We start from the raw sequence: 16,833 nt of genomic DNA, 5'->3' as shown, positions 1-16,833 counted from the left end.
GGTGATGGACATATAGGCGGGGGTTGCCATGGATACGTTCCTTGTCGTTGAAAGTGCCCAGGCGATATGCCGGGGGCATCGGTGCTAGACAAGAACCGTGCCACTGGTCTTGAAACTCTTTTCCATCAAGGCGTTATTGGGGGAAGCCAAAAATTCGCTGGCGATTCTCATGGGAAGAACACTGAAAATTGCGCAACTTTTTGCGCACCGCTTGCAAAAAGTTGCGCACTCTCTCGGAGCCCTTTGGGTATTTGTTCCCTAGCGTTCTATCCACAACGTTATCAACCAAAAAGTTGCACAGTTCTTCATTGGCAAGGCAGCCGAAGATGGGGCGCGCACTATCACACGACGCAGCACAGGTCCCCCGGCCACACAGATCACCCGAGCGAAGTTTGCTGGGCAAATACGAGACGACACGTACCTGCGGATAGCGATGGTTGGTTGGTCGCTTTCAATGGTGGAGCGCCGCACGGTTTCGTTCCATCGGCCCAGGGTGAAGGAAAGTGAGTTATCGGAGAGGTTGGGGGCTGAAAGATATGGCCAGTTATGGCCAAAAGCCCTCTATGGAGAGGGCTTTTGGGGTAGGGCCAGCAGGGTTGTTCTGCTGCGGGGAACCGGAGGTGCGGTTCTTAGCCTTTCGGCCAAGGCTCAGTTGATCTGTGCGCCCTTGGCGATCCAGCTGCCGATCAGGTTGCGTTCTTCCTGGGTCATCTGCGTGATGTTGCCCAGCGGCATGATCTGCGAGGCCACGGCCTGGGCCTGGATCTTCGGTGCCAGTTGCTGGATCTGCTGCGGGGTGTCGAGCATGATCCCGCCTGGCGCGGTGCTGAACAGCTGGCTGGTCGGTTTCGCCGAGTGGCAGACGGTGCAGCGCTCCTGGATCACGTGATGGACCTTGTCGAAGTCGGCTCCGCTCGCGGCCCCGGCATTGGACGCCTGGGTCGCGGCGGGCGCGGCTGGTGCGTCGCCGCCGGTCGCCGGTTGTGCCGGTGCCGCCGCCGGGGTGCTGGCCAGCGGTGCGGAAGCCTGCTGGTAGTTCGGCGTGGTGACGAAGGCCAGGGCGATCATGCCCAGCGCGCCGGCGGGCAGTGCCCAGGCGAAGCGGTTGCTTTCGTGGCGGGTGTTGAAGTAGTGGCGTACCAGTACCGCGAGCACCGCGATGGCGGCCAGGATCAGCCAGTTGTACTGGCTGCCGTAGGTGCTCGGGAAGTGGTTGCTGATCATGATGAACAGCACCGGCAGGGTGAAGTAGTTGTTGTGCCGGGAGCGCAGCAGGCCCTTGGCCGGCAGCACCGGATCGGGCTCGCGGTTTTCTTCGATGGCTTTCACCAGCGCGCGCTGGGCCGGCATGATCACCCTGAACACGTTGCCGACCATGATGGTGCCGATGATCGCGCCGACGTGCAGGTAGGCGCCGCGGCCGCTGAACACCTGGGTCAGGCCGTAGGCGGCGGCGACCAGCAGGACGAACAGGACCAGGCCGAGCAGGGCAGGGGTCTTGCCCAGTGCCGAATCGCAGAGGACGGTGTAGACGAACCAGCCGCAAACCAGCGAACCGATGCCGATGGCGATGGCCGCTGCCGGCGCCAGGTCGCTGCCGGGGGCGATCAGGTAGAGGGTCGGGTTCAGGTAGAACACGATGGTCAGCAACACCACCCCGGACATCCAGGTGGAGTAGGCCTCCCATTTGAACCAGTGCAGGTTCTCCGGCATTTTCGGCGGAGCCAGCTTGTACTTCTCCAGGTGGTAGATGCCGCCACCGTGGATTGCCCAGAGGTCTCCGGACAGGCCTTCACGCGGGTTGCTGCGGTTGAGGTTGTTCTCCAGCCAGACGAAATAGAACGAAGCGCCGATCCACGCGATCCCGACGATCATGTGAATCCAGCGCACCAGCAGGTTCAGCCATTCGATGAGATGTGCTTCCACAGTCTTGTACCTCTTGCCCTGGCCGGCGGACCGGCGGCAGGACCTCTCTTATTGGTTTGATTGGGGGTCGAGGAGGAGCTGTTCGTCCTCGGTGAAGAAATGCTCGTCGCAGTTGTTCCCGGAACCGCTGCGATCGACCACCAGGAAGTCATCCCGCTTTTCGATCGTCAGCACCGGATGGTGCCAGACGCCGCGGTGGTAATTGACGCCCTGCCTTCCGTTGGTCAGGAAGGCGCGGACGAGGCCCGGTACAGGTACATCGCCAAGTGGCGCGACCACGACCAGAAAGGGGTTGCCGAGCAGCGGGATGAAGGCCTGGCTGCCCAGCGGATGGCGTTCCAGCATGCGGATGCGCAACGGCATTTCCAGCTTCTCGGCGCTGAAGATGCTGATGATCGCGTTATCTTCCGGCTGCGCGGTCTCGACCGTGGCCAGCTTGTGATAACGGCGGGTGGAGCCGTTGTTGATCATGAAATAGTCGCTGCCGGCGGTTTCGATCACGTCACCGAACGGGGCGAAGGCTTCCTTGGTCAACGGCTCGATCTTGAGAGTGCGCATACTGATCCTGTCGATTCTGTTTGTTGTATTCCGGACGCACGCGGGGCCCGGGTCTCACGGTAATTGTGGCCTGCCGAACAGGCGCAGGCGGCTGACGCCGCCGTCGGGAAAGATGTTCAGGCGTACATGGGTGATCGGGCCGAGGGCGTTGAGGTGCCGCTCGAACCGGTGTTCCTGGTGCATTTCCAGCTTCTGCGCTGGCAGCAGCTCGCGCCAGAAGAGGCTCTGCGCCTCGATCCGGGCCTCGTTCCCGCCTTCCACGAAGGCGGCCTGGATGCTGCAGCTTTCCGGATAGTTGCCCTTGAAGTGCAAGGTATCGACGACCGCCGCCTCGATGCTGCCGGGATGGCCGAGGGCGACGATCACCCAGTCGTGGCCCGGCGTGCGGCGGCGGCCGGTTTCCCAGCCGTCGCCCATGTTGATGGCACGTCCGGGGTTGAGCAGGTTGCCCATGCGTCCGAAATGCTGGTCGGAGCAGGCCAGCGCCCGGCCGCCGTTGACCGCTGCGGCCAGGTCGAGCGCCGTTCCCGGCGGCTGGCTGCTCCAGTCGCGGTAGGGCACGCCATAGAGGCGCAGGCGGGCGATACCGCCGTCCGGGTAGATGTTCAGGCGCAGGTGGGTCCAGGGACGTTCGTCGTCTATCGGGTGGTAGTGATGGCTATCGCCCTGCAGCCCCACCGCCGCCAGCACTTCGCTCCAGGACGTGCTGTCGTCCGGGTCGCCTTCGGCGCAGAAGCAGCCATCCAGGGAAGCCGCCGGCGGATGGTTGCCGGTGAAGAAGCGGGTGTCGATGTCGACGCCCTTCAGCACGCCCGGCACACCCAGGCGGATCACCGCCTGGTCATGGCCCTCGAAGCGCTTGCGGCGGGTTTCCCAGCCGTCCATCCACTTGCCGCTGTCGTCGAATACGCCTTCCTTCCACACCGGTTCGCCGGCCTGCAGCATGCGGCTGGCCGGGGCGAACCATTCGTCGCTGACGGCGACCACCTGGCTGCCCAGGCGTGCGTCGGCGAGGTCGAGGTAGTGGCGGAAGGGCGAGTGTTCGGCGTTCATGCTCGTATCCGCAGGCCTCAGAGCTGCTGCAGGCGGAACAGGGCGATCTTGTTGATCTCGGCCAGCGCGGTAGCGAACTCCTCGTCGGCGGAGTGCTGGATGCGTTCCTCGAAGGCCGCCAGGATCTGATGGCGGTTGCTGCCCTTCACCGCCTTGATGAAGGGGAAGCCGAACCTGGCCTTGTAGGCGTCGTTGAGTTCGGTGAAGCGGGCGAACTCCTCGGCGCTGCATTCGTGAATCCCGGCGCCGGCCTGCTCGGAGGTGCTGGAGGCGGTCAGTTCGCCACGGATCGCCGCCTTGCCGGCGAGGTCCGGGTGGGCGTTGATCAGCGCCAGCTGGGCCTCGCGGCTTGCCGACAGGAGAATGTCGGCCATGCGCTGGTGCAGGCCCTCGATATCGTTGAGGCTGTCGTCGATACCCAGGTCATAGGCCTTCTCGGCGACCCAGGGGGAGTGTTCGTAGATGTCGGCGAAGGCTTCGACGAAGGCCTCGCGGGACAGCGAGGCGGGGGTCAGGGTCTGGAAACGGCTCATGCCTCGGTCTCCTGGAAAGGATGCTCACGGTGCCAATGGCGGGCGATGTCTTCGCGGCGGGCGAACCAGACCTTGTCGTGGCTCTGCGCGTACTGGATGAAGCGCTCCAAAGCGGCCATCCGCGCCGGGCGACCGATCAACCGGCAATGCAGGCCGATGGAGAGCATCTTCGGCGCCGTCGCGCCTTCTTCGTAGAGCACGTCGAAGGCGTCCTTCAGGTACTGGAAGAACTGCTCGCCATTGTTGAAGCCCTGCACCTGGGTGAAGCGCATGTCGTTGGTGTCCAGGGTATAGGGAATCACCAGGTGCGGTTTCTCCGCGGTGCTGGCCGGGTCCCAGTAGGGCAGGTCGTCGTCGTAGGTGTCGGAGTCATAGAGGAAGCCGCCTTCCTCCATCACCAGGCGCCGGGTGTTCGGGCCGGTGCGTCCGGTGTACCAGCCCACCGGGCGCTGGCCGGTGAGTTCGGTGAGGATGCGGATGGCTTCGAGCATGTGCTCGCGCTCCTGGGCCTCGTCCATGTACTGGTAGTCGATCCAGCGGTAGCCGTGGCTGCAGATTTCGTGGCCGTCGGCGACCATCGCCCTGATCACCTCAGGGTTGCGCTGCGCCGCCATGGCCACGGCGAACACGGTGAGCGGCACGTTGCGTCGCTTGAACAGCTTGAGCAGGCGCCAGACCCCGGCGCGGCTGCCGTATTCGTAGAGCGATTCCATGCTCATGTGGCGCACGCCCTGCAAGGGCTGGGCAGCCACCATCTCGGAAAGGAACGCCTCGGACTCCTTGTCGCCATGCAGGACGCAGCGCTCGCCACCTTCTTCGTAATTGAGCACGAAGGACAGGGCGATGCGGGCATCGCCGGGCCAGTGAGGGTGGGGAGGGTTGTTGCCGTATCCGATCAGGTCGCGTGGGTAGTCAGCGCTCACAGCAGTGTTCCTTATTGTGGATGGGGCGGCGGGCCGGACGGGCCGGGGATGCCGTGATGGATTTATTGTATACAAGTTTGCCTGCGGTCTGTAAATACAATCCTGCTTGCCGATCCCTGCCATTCATCCAGCAAAAAACCTGCCCGACTGGTCAGTTAGCGAAGAATGAGGCCCTGCGGGGTGGGGCTTGTGGAAGGAATGCCCGATTTCGGGGCGGCTGCCGCATTTTCGGTTGTGGCGGTGTTTTTTGTATACAATTCATCGAAGGATAACTTATATTGCTTCGCAAGCGGCTCCCTGGCGGGCTGCAAGCGAGCGGCGCCGGGCAGGTCCCGGAGCGATCCCCATCGAACGAAGGCAAGAGGAGGAGTGGTGTCCGCCAGCGGGCGCCCGCAACCCATGGGACGTTTGACCACGCATGTACTGGATTCCGCACACGGCTGCCCCGGCCATGGCATCAAGATCGAGCTGTACCGGGTAGAAGGCCAGCAACTAGAACTGATCGCCACCACCCTGACCAACCACGACGGCCGCTGCGACCAGCCGGTGCTGCAAGGCGAGGACTTCCGTCCCGGGGTCTATCAACTGGTGTTCAACGCCGGCGACTACTATCGCGCCCGCGGCGTGCAATTGCCGGAGCCGGCATTCCTCGACCAGGTGGTGCTGCGTTTCGGCATCGCCTCCGCCGACGATCACTACCATGTGCCGCTGCTGATCTCGCCCTACAGCTACTCGACCTATCGCGGCAGCTAGGTGCGTGCCACGAAACATTGACTCCCTGAGTCCTTTTCCCTGGCCCGCCATCGAGCGGGCTTTTTTCGTTCGCGGGGAAGGCGCCGAGGGTTGCCGGTTATCCGCCATCTGCGGGGGGGGGGGGCAGGACGATGCGGCGCAAGGTGCGAATGGGCGACGGATGAGGCTGCGCGTCGCGAGCCCTGCGGGGCAACGACAGGTTCGAGGCGGATAGCCGCGTGCGGCCATCCGCCATCCGGGCGGGTCAGAGGAAGATGAACTTGGCGACGAAGATCACGAACAAGGCATAGAGGCTGGCTGAGACTTCGCGGTGCTTGCCGGTGAGGACCTTCATCGCGACGTAGGTGATGAAGCCCAGGGCGATGCCGTCGGCCACCGAGAAGGTCAGCGGCATCATGATCACCGTGACGATCGCCGGAATGGTCTCGGTGTGCTCGTCCCAGTCGATGTGCGCCATCCCGCCCATCATCAGCATGGCCACGTAGATCAGCGCGCCGGCGGTGGCGAAGGCGGGGATCATCCCGGCCAGCGGGGCGAAGAACATCGCGGCGACGAACAGCACGCCGACCACCACCGCGGTGAGCCCGGTACGTCCGCCGGCGGCCACGCCCGCGGCGCTCTCCACGTAACTGGTCACCGGCGGGACACCGAGCATGCCGCCGAACACGCTGGAGGCGCTGTCGGCCTTCATCGCTTTCGACAGGTTCTCGATGCGCCCGTCCTCCTTCACCAGGTGCGCGCGCTGGGCGACGCCCATGAGAGTGCCGGCGGTATCGAACATGTGCACGAAGAGGAAGGCCAGGATCACGCTGATCATGGTGACGTTGAACGCGCCGGCGATGTCCATCGCCAGGAAGGTCGGCGCCAGGCTCGGCGGCGCCGAGAACACCCCGCCGTACTGCACCAGGCCGAGGGCCCAGCCGACCAGGGTGACGCTGAGGATGCTGATGAGGATGCCGCCGAACACCCGGCGGTACTCGAGCACGGCGATCATCAGGAAGCACAGTGCCGCCAGCAGCGGGCCGGGCGAGGTGAGGTGGCCGAGCTTGATCAGGGTCGCCGGGCTGGCCACCACGATGCCGGCGGTCTTCAGGCCGATCAGGCCGAGGAACAGGCCGACTCCCGCACCCATGGCGAACCTGAGGCTGCGGGGGATGCTGTTGAGCAGCCATTCGCGGACCCGGGAGAAGGTCAGCAGCATGAACATCACCCCGGAGATGAACACCGCGCCCAGGGCGATCTGCCAGCTGTAGCCCATGGTGCCGACCACGGTGTAGGTGAAGAAGGCGTTCAGTCCCATTCCCGGCGCCAGGCCCACCGGCCAGTTGGCGTACAGGCCCATCAGGAAGCAGCCGAGGGCGGCTGCCAGGCACGTGGCGACGAACGCCGCGCCGTGGTCGATGCCGGCGTCGGCCATGATGTTGGGATTGACGAAGATGATGTAGGCCATGGTGATGAAGGTGGTCAGCCCGGCCGCCAGCTCGGTCCTGACCGTCGTACCATGCTGGCGGAGCTTGAACAGGCGTTCGAGCAGGCCGGTGGCGGGCGGTGTCGCAGCGTAGATCCCTTGTTCTTCTTGTTTGGTGCTTTCCACAGCAGGTACTCCTCATCGCTCTTGTTGTTAGGTCCTGCGGGCCGGTTGGTTACCAGGTCCCTGACGCGGCTCGAAGGTGATGTGAGGGCACGATTTTCTGACCTCTGGGTCAAGAACTCGTGCGAGCGATTATGCCTTTGTATACAAAAAGGTCAAAGAATGTTTGAGGGTTTTTCGCCACATTTTTATCAGCTTTCCGTCACGCCCACTTCCGGGCGGTGCCGCGCGCTCGGAACGAGGGGCGGAAAGGGGTGGTGCGCCGGATGCCGCTGCTTGTGTACACTATTTCGCTATCAGCCGCCGGCGTGCCTCACCCACGCCCGCGAGCGAGGATCAGCCCAGGCCACAAGCCGGACGCACAAGGTTCGAGACCGATGACCGATCAGTTGCAACACATCAGGAAGCCGCCGCGCACCGGCAAGGCCCGCAGCGGTACCCAGGACGAGATCGTCTACGCCCACATCTTCGACGCCATCCTCGAACAACGCCTGGCCCCCGGCACCAAGCTGAGCGAGGAAGCGCTCGGCGAGATATTCGGTGTCAGCCGCACCATCATTCGCCGCGCCCTCTCGCGCCTGGCCCACGAGCAGGTGGTGCTGTTACGGCCGAACCGCGGCGCGGTGGTCGCCAGCCCGAGCATCGACGAGGCCCGGCAGATCCTTTTCGCCCGCCGCACAGTCGAGCGCGCCATCACCGAACTGGCCACCGACAACGCCACCGCCGAGCGCCTGGCCGAGTTGCGCGAGATGGTGGTGCAGGAACAATCCAGCTTCGCCCGTGGCGACCGGGGCGCCGGCATCCGCCTGTCCGGCGAGTTCCACCTGAAGCTTGCCGAGATGGCGCGCAACGCTCCTCTGGTGAGTTTCCAGCGCAGCCTGGTGTCGCAGACCTCGCTGATCATCGCCCAGTACGAAAGCGGCGGTCGCTCGCACTGCTCGTTCGACGAGCACAACGAGATCCTCGACGCCATCGAGAAGGGCGACAAGGAGCGCGCGGTGACCCTGATGATGCACCACATGGAGCACATCGACAGCAAGCTCAACCTGGAGAGCGACAACGCTTCCGGCGACTTGCACGCGGTGTTCTCGCACCTCCTCGGCGGCAAGAAGAAGCCACGCCGGGCCAAGGCCGACAGCGATTCGGCGGCCTGATCCGAAGCATTGAAAAGCCCCGCGATGCGGGGCTTTTTCGTTTCCGCCGGGAGTCAGTCGCGGCGATGCACCGAGCGACCGGCGGCGAAGGTTTCCTTCACCGTGCGGTCGTCGCCGAGGATGGTCAGCGCGAACAGCCGTTCGGCCAGGCTGCCGGCCTGGCTCAGGCGGTAGGAGAGCAGCGGGGTGGCGTGGTAGTCGAGGACCACGAAGTCCGCCTCGTTGCCGGTGGCGAAGCTGCCGATCCGGTCGTCCAGCTCCAGCGCACGGGCGCCGCCGAGGGTGGCGAGGTAGAGCGACTTGAACGGATCGAGGCGGGCGCCCTGCAACTGCATGACCTTGTACGCCTCGTTCAGGGACTGCAACTGGGAGAAGCTGGTGCCGGCGCCGACATCGGTGCCGAGGCCGACCTTGACCTTGTAGCGCTCCAGCTTCGGCAGGTCGAACAGACCGCTGCCGAGGAACAGGTTGGAGGTCGGGCAGAACGCCACTGCCGAGCCAGTCTCCGCCAGGCGCTGGCATTCGCCGTCGCACAGGTGCACGCCATGGGCGAACACCGAGCGCGGCCCGAGCAGGCCGTGGTGGTCGTAGACGTCCAGGTAGCCGCTGCGCTCGGGGAACAGCTCCTTCACCCACTCGATTTCCTTGAGGTTCTCCGACAGGTGGGTGTGCAGGTATACGCCGGGATGCTCGCGCAGCAGCCGCGCCGCCATGTCCAGCTGTTCCGCGGTGCTGGTCGGGGCGAAGCGCGGGGTCACTGCGTAGAGCAGACGGCCCTGGCCGTGCCAGCGCTCGATCAGCGCCTTGCTGTCGCGGTAGCTGCTCTCGGCGGTGTCGGTCAGGTAGTCCGGCGCGTTGCGGTCCATCATCACCTTGCCGGCGATCAGGCGCAGGTCCAGGCGCCGGGCGGCCTCGAACAGCGATTCCACCGATTGCCGGTGCACGCTGCCGAAGACCAGCGCGGTGGTGGTGCCGTTGCGCAGCAGTTCCTGCAGGAAGATCTCGGCGACCTGGTCGGCATGGGCCTGGTCGCCGAATTGGCGCTCGGTGGGGAAGGTATAGGTGTTCAGCCAGTCCAGCAGTTGTTCGCCGTAGGAGGCGATCATCCCGGTCTGCGGGAAATGGATGTGGGTATCGATGAAGCCGGGGGTGATCAGCGCGTCGCGGTACTCGAAGACCTCGACCTCGCCGATCTCGCCGAGCAGGGTTTCGGCGTCACCGAGGCGAGCGACCTTGCCGTCCTCCACCAGCAACAGGCCGTCCTCGAAGTATTCGTAGGAGCGTTCGACGCCGACCTCCGCGGGGTCGGCGATGCTGTGCAGGATGGCGGCGCGGTAGGCTTTGGCGTTGCGGGTCATGGCAGTCTCGAAAAAAGGTTCGTGGGAGGTCCGCCGCCTGGCGGCGGACGCGGGGGAGCGGGGGGCCGCTCAGGATTCGTGGGCGCGGCGCGACTCCGGGGTCAGCCGGGTGACGCTCGACGGCCCCTGCTTGCGTTCCAGGCCGAAGGCGGCGTTGTAGGTGGCGATCACCTCGCCGGCGATGGAGATGGCGATCTCCGCCGGCAGCTTGCCTTTCACCTGCTCCAGGCCCATCGGGCAGCGCATCCGTTGCAGGCGTTCGGCGTCGACGCCACGTTCGCGCAGGCGGTGCTCGAACTTGACGCGCTTGGTCTTCGAGCCGATCAGGCCGAAGTAGGCGAAGTCGTTGCGCGCCAGGATCGCCGCGGTAAGCTCCAGGTCCAGCGGGTGATTGTGGGTCATGACGATGAAGTGGCTGCCGGGCGGCATCCGCTCGACCTCGTCGAGCACTTCGTCGTTCACCACTTTCTCCACGCCGTCGGGCAGGAGCGCGGGAAATTCGTGTTCCCGCGAATCGATCCAGCGCACCCGGCAGGGCAGGCTGGCGAGCAAGGGTACCAGGGCGCGACCGACGTGGCCCGCGCCGAACACGGCGATGTGTGCCTGCGGCTGGCCCATCGGCTCGAACAGCAGCACCGTGGCGCCGCCGCAGCACTGGCCGAGACTGGCGCCCAGGCTGAAGCGCTCCAGGCGGGTGTCCTGGGTCCGCGCGGCGAGCATTTCCCGGGCAATGGCCTGGGCCCTGTATTCCAGGTGGCCGCCGCCGATGGTGTCGTAGAGCCGCTCGGCGCTGACCACCATCTTCGAGCCGGCGTTGCGCGGGGTCGAGCCGCGTTCCTCGATGATGGTCACCAGGACGCAAGGTTCGCCGCTACGCTGCAACTCGGCCAGGGCGCTGATCCAGTTCATCTCGTCATCCTCCCGATCGCGGCGGTTCAGGCCGGTTCGACCGCGGCGTCCGCCGCTTGCGCCTGGGCGGCCTTCAGCCGGCGCATCTGTTCCACGCCCCAGAGCACCCGCTCGGGCGTCGCCGGCGCGTCGATGGCGGGTTGCGCGCGGTAGTCGGCGAGGCTGGCCACGGCGTCCTTGATCGCGCACCAGACCGAGATGCCGAGCATGAACGGCGGCTCGCCCACGGCCTTGGAATGGAACACGGTCTGCTCCGGATTCTTGCGGTTCTCCAGCAGTTTCACCCGCAGGTCCAGCGGCATGTCGGCGACGGCGGGAATCTTGTAGCTGGCCGGGCCGCTGGTCATCAGCTTGCCCTTGGCGTTCCAGACCAGTTCCTCCATGGTCAGCCAGCCCATGCCCTGGACGAAGCCGCCTTCGACCTGGCCGATGTCGATGGCCGGGTTCAGCGAGTCGCCGACGTCATGCAGGATGTCGGTGCGCAGCATGCGGTATTCGCCGGTGAGGGTATCGACTATCACCTCCGAGCAGGCGGCGCCGTAGGCGAAATAATAGAAGGGCCGGCCACGGGCCTGCTCGCGGTCGTAGAAGATCTTCGGCGTGCGGTAGAAGCCGGTGCTGGACAACGAGACCTGGCCGAAGTAGGCCTGCTGGATCAGTTCCTCGAACGGCAGGATCAGCTCGCGGATACGCACCTGGTTGTTGCGGAACTCGACGTCTTCCTCGCTGACCTTCCAGTGCCGCGCGGCGAACTCCACCAGGCGCCGCTTGATGGTTTCGGCGGCATTCTGCGCGGCCTTGCCGTTCAGGTCGGTGCCCGAGGAGGCGGCGGTGGGCGAGGTATTGGGCACCTTGTCGGTATTGGTGGCGGTGATCTGGATGCGCTCCACGTCGACCTGGAAGACCTCGGCGACCACCTGGGCGACCTTGGTATTGAGGCCCTGGCCCATCTCGGTGCCGCCATGGTTCAGGTGGATGCTGCCGTCGGTATAGATGTGGATCAGCGCACCTGCCTGGTTGAGGAAGGTCGCGGTGAACGAAATGCCGAACTTCACCGGGGTCAGCGCCAGGCCTTTCTTCAGGACCGGGCTGGCGGCATTGAAGGCACGGATTTCCTCGCGGCGGCGGGCGTACTCGCTGCTCGCTTCCAGCTCGGCGGTCATCTCCGCCAACAGGTTGTGCTCGACGGTCTGGTGGTAATGGGTGACGTTGCGCTCGTCCTTGCCGTAGTAGTTGAGCTTGCGCACCTCCAGCGGATCCTTGCCCAGGCTGCGGGCCACGGCGTCCATGATCTCCTCGATGGCGACCATTCCCTGGGGCCCGCCGAAACCGCGGTAGGCGGTGTTCGAGGCGGTGTTGGTCTTGCAACGGTGGCCGTTGATGGTGGCGTTGCCGAGGAAGTAGGCGTTGTCCGAGTGGAACATGGCGCGGTCGACGATCGAGCCGGAGAGGTCCGGCGAATAGCCGCAGTTGCCGGCCAGGTCGATCTGGATGCCGTGCAGGCGGCCATCGTCGTCGAAGCCGACGTCGTATTCGACGTAGAACGGGTGACGCTTGCCGGTGATCTGCATGTCCTCCATGCGCGGCAGGCGCATCTTCGCCGGACGCCCGGTGTGGTAGGCGACCACCGCGCACAGGCAGGCCGGCGCCGCGGCCTGGGTTTCCTTGCCGCCGAAGCCGCCGCCCATGCGGCGCATGTCGATGACGATGCGGTTGAAGGAAACCCCGAGGACCTCAGCCACCAGCTTCTGCACTTCGGTGGGGTTCTGCGTCGAGCAATAGACGATCATGCCGCCGTCTTCGCTGGGCATTACCGAGGAAATCTGCGTCTCCAGGTAGAAATGCTCCTGGCCGCCGATGTGCAGCGTGCCTTGCAGGCGATGCGGCGCGCCGGCCAGCGCGGCGGCGGAATCGCCGATGCGGTGCTGGTGGCTGTCGAGGACGAAATGGCGCTTGCGCAGGGCCTCGACCACGTCGAGCACCGGCTCCAGGTCTTCGTACTCGACGATCGCCGCCATGGCCGCCATGCGCGCGGTTTCCAGGCTGTCGGCGGCGACCGCCAGGACCATCTGTCCGACATACTCCACCTTGCCATCGGCCAGCAGCGGGTCGCCGGCCACCACCGGGCCGATGTCGAGCTGGCCGGGAACGTCGGCGGCGGTGAGGGCGATGGCGACGCCGGGGAACTGGTAGCAGGGCGTCACGTCGAGGCGGGTGATGCGGGCGTGGGCGCGCTCGCTCAGGCGCGCATAGACGTGCAACTGGTTGGGAAACTCCAGGCGATCGTCGATGTAGATCGCCTCGCCGCTGACGTGCTTGGGGGCGCTTTCGTGCTTGACGCTGCGGCCGACCCCGGTGGTCAACTCGGCGCGGAACAGGTCGGCCAGCTCTTCCTGGCTCTTGTGCGGCTTGCGATGGTTAGACATAGGCGGTCACCCGGGTTTCGACGGCGGGAGCGTGCAGCTCCAGGAAGCATTTGCGCAGCAGGTTCTGCGCGGTCAGCAGGCGATATTCCTTGCTCGCGCGGAAGTCGCTGAGCGGGGTGAAGTCGTTCGCCAGGGCGGCGGCGGCGCGTTCGAAGCTGGCGGCTTCCAGGCGCGCGCCTTGCAGCGCCGCTTCGCAGGCGGCGGCGCGCTTGGGAATCGCCGCCATGCCGCCGAAAGCGACCCTGGCGCGGGCGATCCGGCCATCTTCCAGGTCGAGGCTGATGGCGGCGCAGACCGCGGAAATATCGTCGTCGATGCGCTTGGAGACCTTGTAGGCCTTGAACGCCTGGCTGGGCCGGGCACGCGGGACCAGGATCTTCTCGATGAACTCGCCTTCTTCGCGGGCGGTGACCTTGTAGTCGAGGAAGTACTCCTCCAGCGGTAGCTCGCGGCGCCGTTCGCCGCGGCGCAGGACGATCTTCGCGCCGAGGGCGATCAGCAGCGGCGGGGCGTCGCCGATCGGCGAGGCGTTGCCGATATTGCCGCCGAGAGTGCCCTGGTTGCGGATCTGCAGGGACGCGAAACGCTGCAGCAATTCGCCGAAGTCCGGGTAGTCCGCGGCCAGCGCCTGGTAGCAGTCGGTCAGCGGGGTGGCGGCGCCGATTTCCAGGCAGTTGGCGCCCACTTCGATGCGTTTCATTTCGCGGATGTGGCCGACATAGATCATCACCGGCAGTTCGCGATGGAACTGGGTGACCTCCAGCGCCAGGTCGGTGCCGCCGGCCAGCAGGCGTGCCTGCGGATTGGCGCCGTAGAGGTCGGCCAGGTCGGCGACGGTGAGCGGCAGCAGGCAGCGCCGGTCACCGCTGTTCAGCTCGGCGGTTTCGCGCGGAGCGATGGCGCGCAATTGCTCGATGGTGGCGGCTTCCCGGGCGTCGAACTGGTCTGCGCGCTTGTGGCAGCAGGCCTGCTCGGCGGCGTCGAGGATCGGCCGGTAGCCGGTGCAGCGGCAGAGGTTGCCGGCGAGCGCCTCGTGGGCCTTGGCCGGATCGGCGCCGGCGCTGTTCTTCTGCAGGGCGAACAGCGACATGACGAAACCCGGCGTGCAGAACCCGCACTGCGAGCCATGGCAGTCGACCATCGCCTGCTGCACGTCGTGCAGGCGGTCCTGGTGCTTGAGGTCCTCGACGGTGATCAATTGCTTGCCGTGAAGGGCGGAAACGAAGGTCAGGCAGGAGTTCAGGCTGCGATAGCGGATGCGTTCGGCACCATCCTCGCCGGTGACCAGTTCGCCGACCACCACGGTGCAGGCGCCGCAATCGCCGGAGGCGCAGCCTTCCTTGGTGCCGGTCTTGCCGAGGTGCCGGCGCAGGTAGTCGAGGACGGTGAGGTTGGGGTCCAGGCGTTCTTCGACGCGGATCTCCCGGTTGAGCAGGAACCTGATCAAGGCGTGCCTCCAGGCGGGTTCTTGTTATTGAATTCTAGGCCTTGCAGGAGAACCGGCCGGAGTGGGGCGGTTTCCGCACAGGGCTCCACGGTAGGAGCTATGGAGGCGAATCTAGAAAAAACTGACTTTTGAGTCAAATAATTTTTTGACCTGTAGGTCAGTCAGTTTGCCCATAAACGAAAACGGCACCCGAAGGTGCCGTTTCCCAGGGGCGGGACGCTCAGATGCGCTGGGTGTCGGTAAGCTGGTATTCCTCGCCGGCATAGTAGGCGCGCACCTTCGGGTCCATCACCGCGCGCCAGAGCGGTGGGAACAGGGCGAGGACGATCATCCCGGCGTAGCCGTTGGGCAGTTGCGGGCTGCTGTCGTAGTGGCGCAGCACCTGGTAGCGGCGCTTGGCGTAGGCATGGTGGTCGGAATGGCGCTGCAGGTGGAAAAGGAACAGGTTGGTCAGGAGGAAATTGCTGTTCCACGAGTGTTCCGGCGTGGTGCGTTCGTAGCGGCCGTTGTCCAGGCGCCGCCGATGCAGGCCGTAGTGCTCGACGTAGTTGACGATCTCCAGCAGGGTGAAGGCCATCACCGACTGGCCGAGGAAGAAGATCGCTCCCAGCCAGCCGAAGGCCAGGCTGAAGCCGAGCAGGAAGAGGGCGCTGATGGCGTACCACCAGATCAGCTCGTTGCGCCAGTGCAGGGCCGGCAGGCCCTTGCGCTTCAGGCGCTCGGCCTCCAGGCGCCAGGCGTTGAGGAAGTTGTGCTTGTAGGCGTGCGGGAGGAACGAGTAGAGGCTCTGGCCGTAGCGCGAGGACGAGGCATCTTCCGGGGTCGAGACGTGTACATGGTGGCCGCGCACGTGTTCGACCTTGAAGCCGGCATAGCACACCGCCGCCAGCAGCAGGCCGCCGGCGTTCTGTTCCAGTTGCGGGTCCTTGTGGATCAGTTCGTGGGAGACGGTGATGCCGATGGCGCCCATCACGGTGCCCACCGACAGGATCCAGCCCAGTTGGCCGACCCAGTCCCAGCGGGTCTCGTGGGCGAGGATCCAGCCGGACCAGACGAGCATGCCCAGCAACAGCGGGACGGTGGCCAGGGACAGTACGCGGTAGTAGCCCTGTGCTTCCATCTCCGGCACTTCGCTGGCTTCCTCGGGGTTGGCCGGATCGCGGCCGACGATGGCATCGAGGATCGGGATCAGCCCGAACACCACGCTGATCACCAGCCAGGGCCAGGCGTTGGGGTAGTCGCTACCGAGCGACCACCAGTAGCTGAGCGGGATGCCGAGCACCGCGATCAGCCAGATCCAGTAGCCGTACTTTTTCAGACGCAGCATCCAGGCAGAGGAAAGCGAGGCAAACATGGGAAGTCCTCGTATTTATCTTGTTAGATTGTCTGACAATTGTCCTCCCTTGACCGGCCTGCCCCATCCCAACCTTCGTTCTGTCCGCCGCTTCGCCGGGAAGCCGGCGGGGTAACGCCCTGTGTTACACTTCCCATCCATATACCCCCGGAAAACGCGCCCCTGGATAAAAGGATCACCATGACGTTCAAGGCCCCGGACAGCCTGGCAGAGCAGATCGCCCACCACCTCGCGGAACGCATCATCCGGGGAGAACTCAAGGAACGGGAACGTATCCAGGAGCAGAAGGTCACCCAGACCCTCAACGTCAGTCGCGGCTCGGTCCGCGAGGCGCTGCTGATTCTCGAACGCCGCCACCTGGTGAACATCCTGCCGCGCCGCGGCGCCCAGGTGTCCGAACTGTCCCCGCAACATGTGGAAAGCCTCTACGCGCTGATCGTGCAGCTCTACATCCTGCTGGCGGAAAGCGTCGCCCGGCGCTGGCGCAGCGAAGCCGAGCTGGCACCGTTCCTGGTCATCCAGCAGCGCCTGCTGAACAACCTGGCGCAAAGCGATATCGACGGCTTCGTCGAGGCCAGCTTCGACATCATGCGCGCGGCCTTTCCTTTCGCGAACAATCCCTACCTGCAGGAGACCGTCGAAAACCTGCTGCCGGCGGTGAGTCGCGCCTACCACCTGGCGCTGGAACGGCGCAAGGCGGAAATGAACCAGTTCCTCGGCAGTTTTGCTCAGCTCCTGCAAGCGGTGATCGCCCGTGACGAGGCGAGGATCCGCGAGGTCCTGCTGGAATACGGCCGCCACAACTGCCAGCTGGTGCTGGCCGCGCTCGCCGAACGCTGATGGCGACC

At 65.2% G+C, this 16,833-nt stretch carries 14 protein-coding genes; 3 read left to right on the top strand and 11 right to left on the bottom strand.

The window, feature by feature from the left end:
* Positions 1 to 648: 648 nt before the first annotated feature.
* From HMPREF2716_RS00735 to puuE, 5 genes are read right to left on the bottom strand one after another with little or no spacing between them, the layout of a single operon-like run.
* The gene (locus HMPREF2716_RS00735) at positions 649 to 1,926 is read right to left on the bottom strand and encodes a urate hydroxylase PuuD (RefSeq protein WP_003122923.1); all 1,278 of its coding nucleotides are present in this window, start codon (positions 1,924 to 1,926) and stop codon (positions 649 to 651) included.
* 48 nt (positions 1,927 to 1,974) lie between these two features.
* Entirely contained in the window at positions 1,975 to 2,484 is a 510-nt protein-coding gene (locus HMPREF2716_RS00730) for an ureidoglycolate lyase (protein ID WP_003083329.1), read from the bottom strand.
* 54 nt (positions 2,485 to 2,538) lie between these two features.
* Positions 2,539 to 3,537, bottom strand: a complete 999-nt coding sequence (alc, locus tag HMPREF2716_RS00725) for an allantoicase (protein WP_016253619.1) — start codon at positions 3,535 to 3,537, stop codon at positions 2,539 to 2,541.
* A 17-nt stretch (positions 3,538 to 3,554) separates the two neighbouring features.
* A complete protein-coding gene (gene uraD, locus HMPREF2716_RS00720; RefSeq protein ID WP_003087205.1) occupies positions 3,555 to 4,070 on the bottom strand; it encodes a 2-oxo-4-hydroxy-4-carboxy-5-ureidoimidazoline decarboxylase in 516 nt (171 codons plus the stop codon).
* Positions 4,067 to 4,993 carry an allantoinase PuuE gene (gene puuE / locus HMPREF2716_RS00715; RefSeq protein WP_003083336.1) on the bottom strand — a complete coding sequence of 309 codons (927 nt, stop codon included), beginning with the start codon at positions 4,991 to 4,993 and terminating at the stop codon, positions 4,067 to 4,069. The genes uraD and puuE overlap by 4 nt, the downstream gene beginning before the upstream one ends.
* 372 nt (positions 4,994 to 5,365) lie before the next feature.
* Between puuE and uraH the strand changes: the two genes are divergently transcribed.
* Positions 5,366 to 5,746 (top strand): hydroxyisourate hydrolase, encoded by a 381-nt coding sequence (gene uraH, locus HMPREF2716_RS00710; RefSeq protein WP_003087207.1) that lies wholly within the window; start codon positions 5,366 to 5,368, stop codon positions 5,744 to 5,746.
* A gap of 244 nt (positions 5,747 to 5,990) precedes the next feature.
* Here the strand turns inward: uraH and HMPREF2716_RS00705 are convergent, their stop codons facing one another.
* Entirely contained in the window at positions 5,991 to 7,340 is a 1,350-nt protein-coding gene (locus tag HMPREF2716_RS00705; RefSeq protein ID WP_003087209.1) for an NCS2 family permease, read from the bottom strand.
* Positions 7,341 to 7,714: 374 nt separating this feature from the next.
* Here HMPREF2716_RS00705 and HMPREF2716_RS00700 point away from each other — a divergent pair, with 374 nt between their 5' ends.
* Positions 7,715 to 8,491 carry a GntR family transcriptional regulator gene (locus tag HMPREF2716_RS00700; protein ID WP_016253618.1) on the top strand — a complete coding sequence of 259 codons (777 nt, stop codon included), beginning with the start codon at positions 7,715 to 7,717 and terminating at the stop codon, positions 8,489 to 8,491.
* 53 nt (positions 8,492 to 8,544) lie between these two features.
* Here the strand turns inward: HMPREF2716_RS00700 and guaD are convergent, their stop codons facing one another.
* From guaD to alkB2, 5 genes are all read right to left on the bottom strand, one after another.
* On the bottom strand, positions 8,545 to 9,849 hold the full coding sequence (guaD, locus tag HMPREF2716_RS00695) for a guanine deaminase (RefSeq protein WP_003083342.1): 1,305 nt from the start codon (positions 9,847 to 9,849) through the stop codon (positions 8,545 to 8,547).
* A 69-nt stretch (positions 9,850 to 9,918) separates the two neighbouring features.
* Positions 9,919 to 10,758, bottom strand: coding sequence for a xanthine dehydrogenase accessory protein XdhC (gene xdhC, locus HMPREF2716_RS00690; RefSeq protein ID WP_003083344.1), 840 nt, complete (start codon positions 10,756 to 10,758; stop codon positions 9,919 to 9,921).
* A gap of 26 nt (positions 10,759 to 10,784) precedes the next feature.
* On the bottom strand, positions 10,785 to 13,184 hold the full coding sequence (gene xdhB / locus HMPREF2716_RS00685) for a xanthine dehydrogenase molybdopterin binding subunit (RefSeq protein ID WP_023120736.1): 2,400 nt from the start codon (positions 13,182 to 13,184) through the stop codon (positions 10,785 to 10,787).
* Positions 13,177 to 14,631: a xanthine dehydrogenase small subunit gene (gene xdhA / locus HMPREF2716_RS00680; protein WP_003083347.1), complete on the bottom strand. Its 1,455-nt coding sequence runs from the start codon at positions 14,629 to 14,631 to the stop codon at positions 13,177 to 13,179. Before xdhA ends, xdhB begins: the two co-directional genes overlap by 8 nt.
* Before the next feature lie 220 nt (positions 14,632 to 14,851).
* Positions 14,852 to 15,985 (bottom strand): alkane 1-monooxygenase AlkB2, encoded by a 1,134-nt coding sequence (alkB2, locus tag HMPREF2716_RS00675; RefSeq protein ID WP_003083349.1) that lies wholly within the window; start codon positions 15,983 to 15,985, stop codon positions 14,852 to 14,854.
* Positions 15,986 to 16,165: 180 nt separating this feature from the next.
* On the opposite strand from alkB2, the gene HMPREF2716_RS00670 reads away from it, so the two are divergent.
* Positions 16,166 to 16,825, top strand: a complete 660-nt coding sequence (locus HMPREF2716_RS00670; protein ID WP_003083350.1) for a GntR family transcriptional regulator — start codon at positions 16,166 to 16,168, stop codon at positions 16,823 to 16,825.
* The last annotated feature ends 8 nt before the right edge of the window (positions 16,826 to 16,833 follow it).

The sequence above is a fragment of the Pseudomonas sp. HMSC076A11 genome, from assembly GCF_001810205.1.
Lineage (GTDB): Bacteria > Pseudomonadota > Gammaproteobacteria > Pseudomonadales > Pseudomonadaceae > Pseudomonas > Pseudomonas aeruginosa.
Note: the sequence above shows the minus strand (reverse complement) of the source record. Positions and strands in the feature narration are given on the sequence as shown.

What these genes read in the sequence shown, in the direction of transcription:
- xdhB (WP_023120736.1), bottom strand. Translation starts at nt 13,184, where the DNA reads ATGTCTAACCATCGCAAGCCGCACAAGAGCCAGGAAGAGCTGGCCGAC.
- HMPREF2716_RS00730 (WP_003083329.1), bottom strand. Translation starts at nt 2,484, where the DNA reads ATGCGCACTCTCAAGATCGAGCCGTTGACCAAGGAAGCCTTCGCCCCG.
- alc (WP_016253619.1), bottom strand. Translation starts at nt 3,537, where the DNA reads ATGAACGCCGAACACTCGCCCTTCCGCCACTACCTCGACCTCGCCGAC.
- guaD (WP_003083342.1), bottom strand. Translation starts at nt 9,849, where the DNA reads ATGACCCGCAACGCCAAAGCCTACCGCGCCGCCATCCTGCACAGCATC.
- alkB2 (WP_003083349.1), bottom strand. Translation starts at nt 15,985, where the DNA reads ATGTTTGCCTCGCTTTCCTCTGCCTGGATGCTGCGTCTGAAAAAGTAC.
- xdhC (WP_003083344.1), bottom strand. Translation starts at nt 10,758, where the DNA reads ATGAACTGGATCAGCGCCCTGGCCGAGTTGCAGCGTAGCGGCGAACCT.
- uraD (WP_003087205.1), bottom strand. Translation starts at nt 4,070, where the DNA reads ATGAGCCGTTTCCAGACCCTGACCCCCGCCTCGCTGTCCCGCGAGGCC.
- HMPREF2716_RS00670 (WP_003083350.1), top strand. Translation starts at nt 16,166, where the DNA reads ATGACGTTCAAGGCCCCGGACAGCCTGGCAGAGCAGATCGCCCACCAC.
- HMPREF2716_RS00700 (WP_016253618.1), top strand. Translation starts at nt 7,715, where the DNA reads ATGACCGATCAGTTGCAACACATCAGGAAGCCGCCGCGCACCGGCAAG.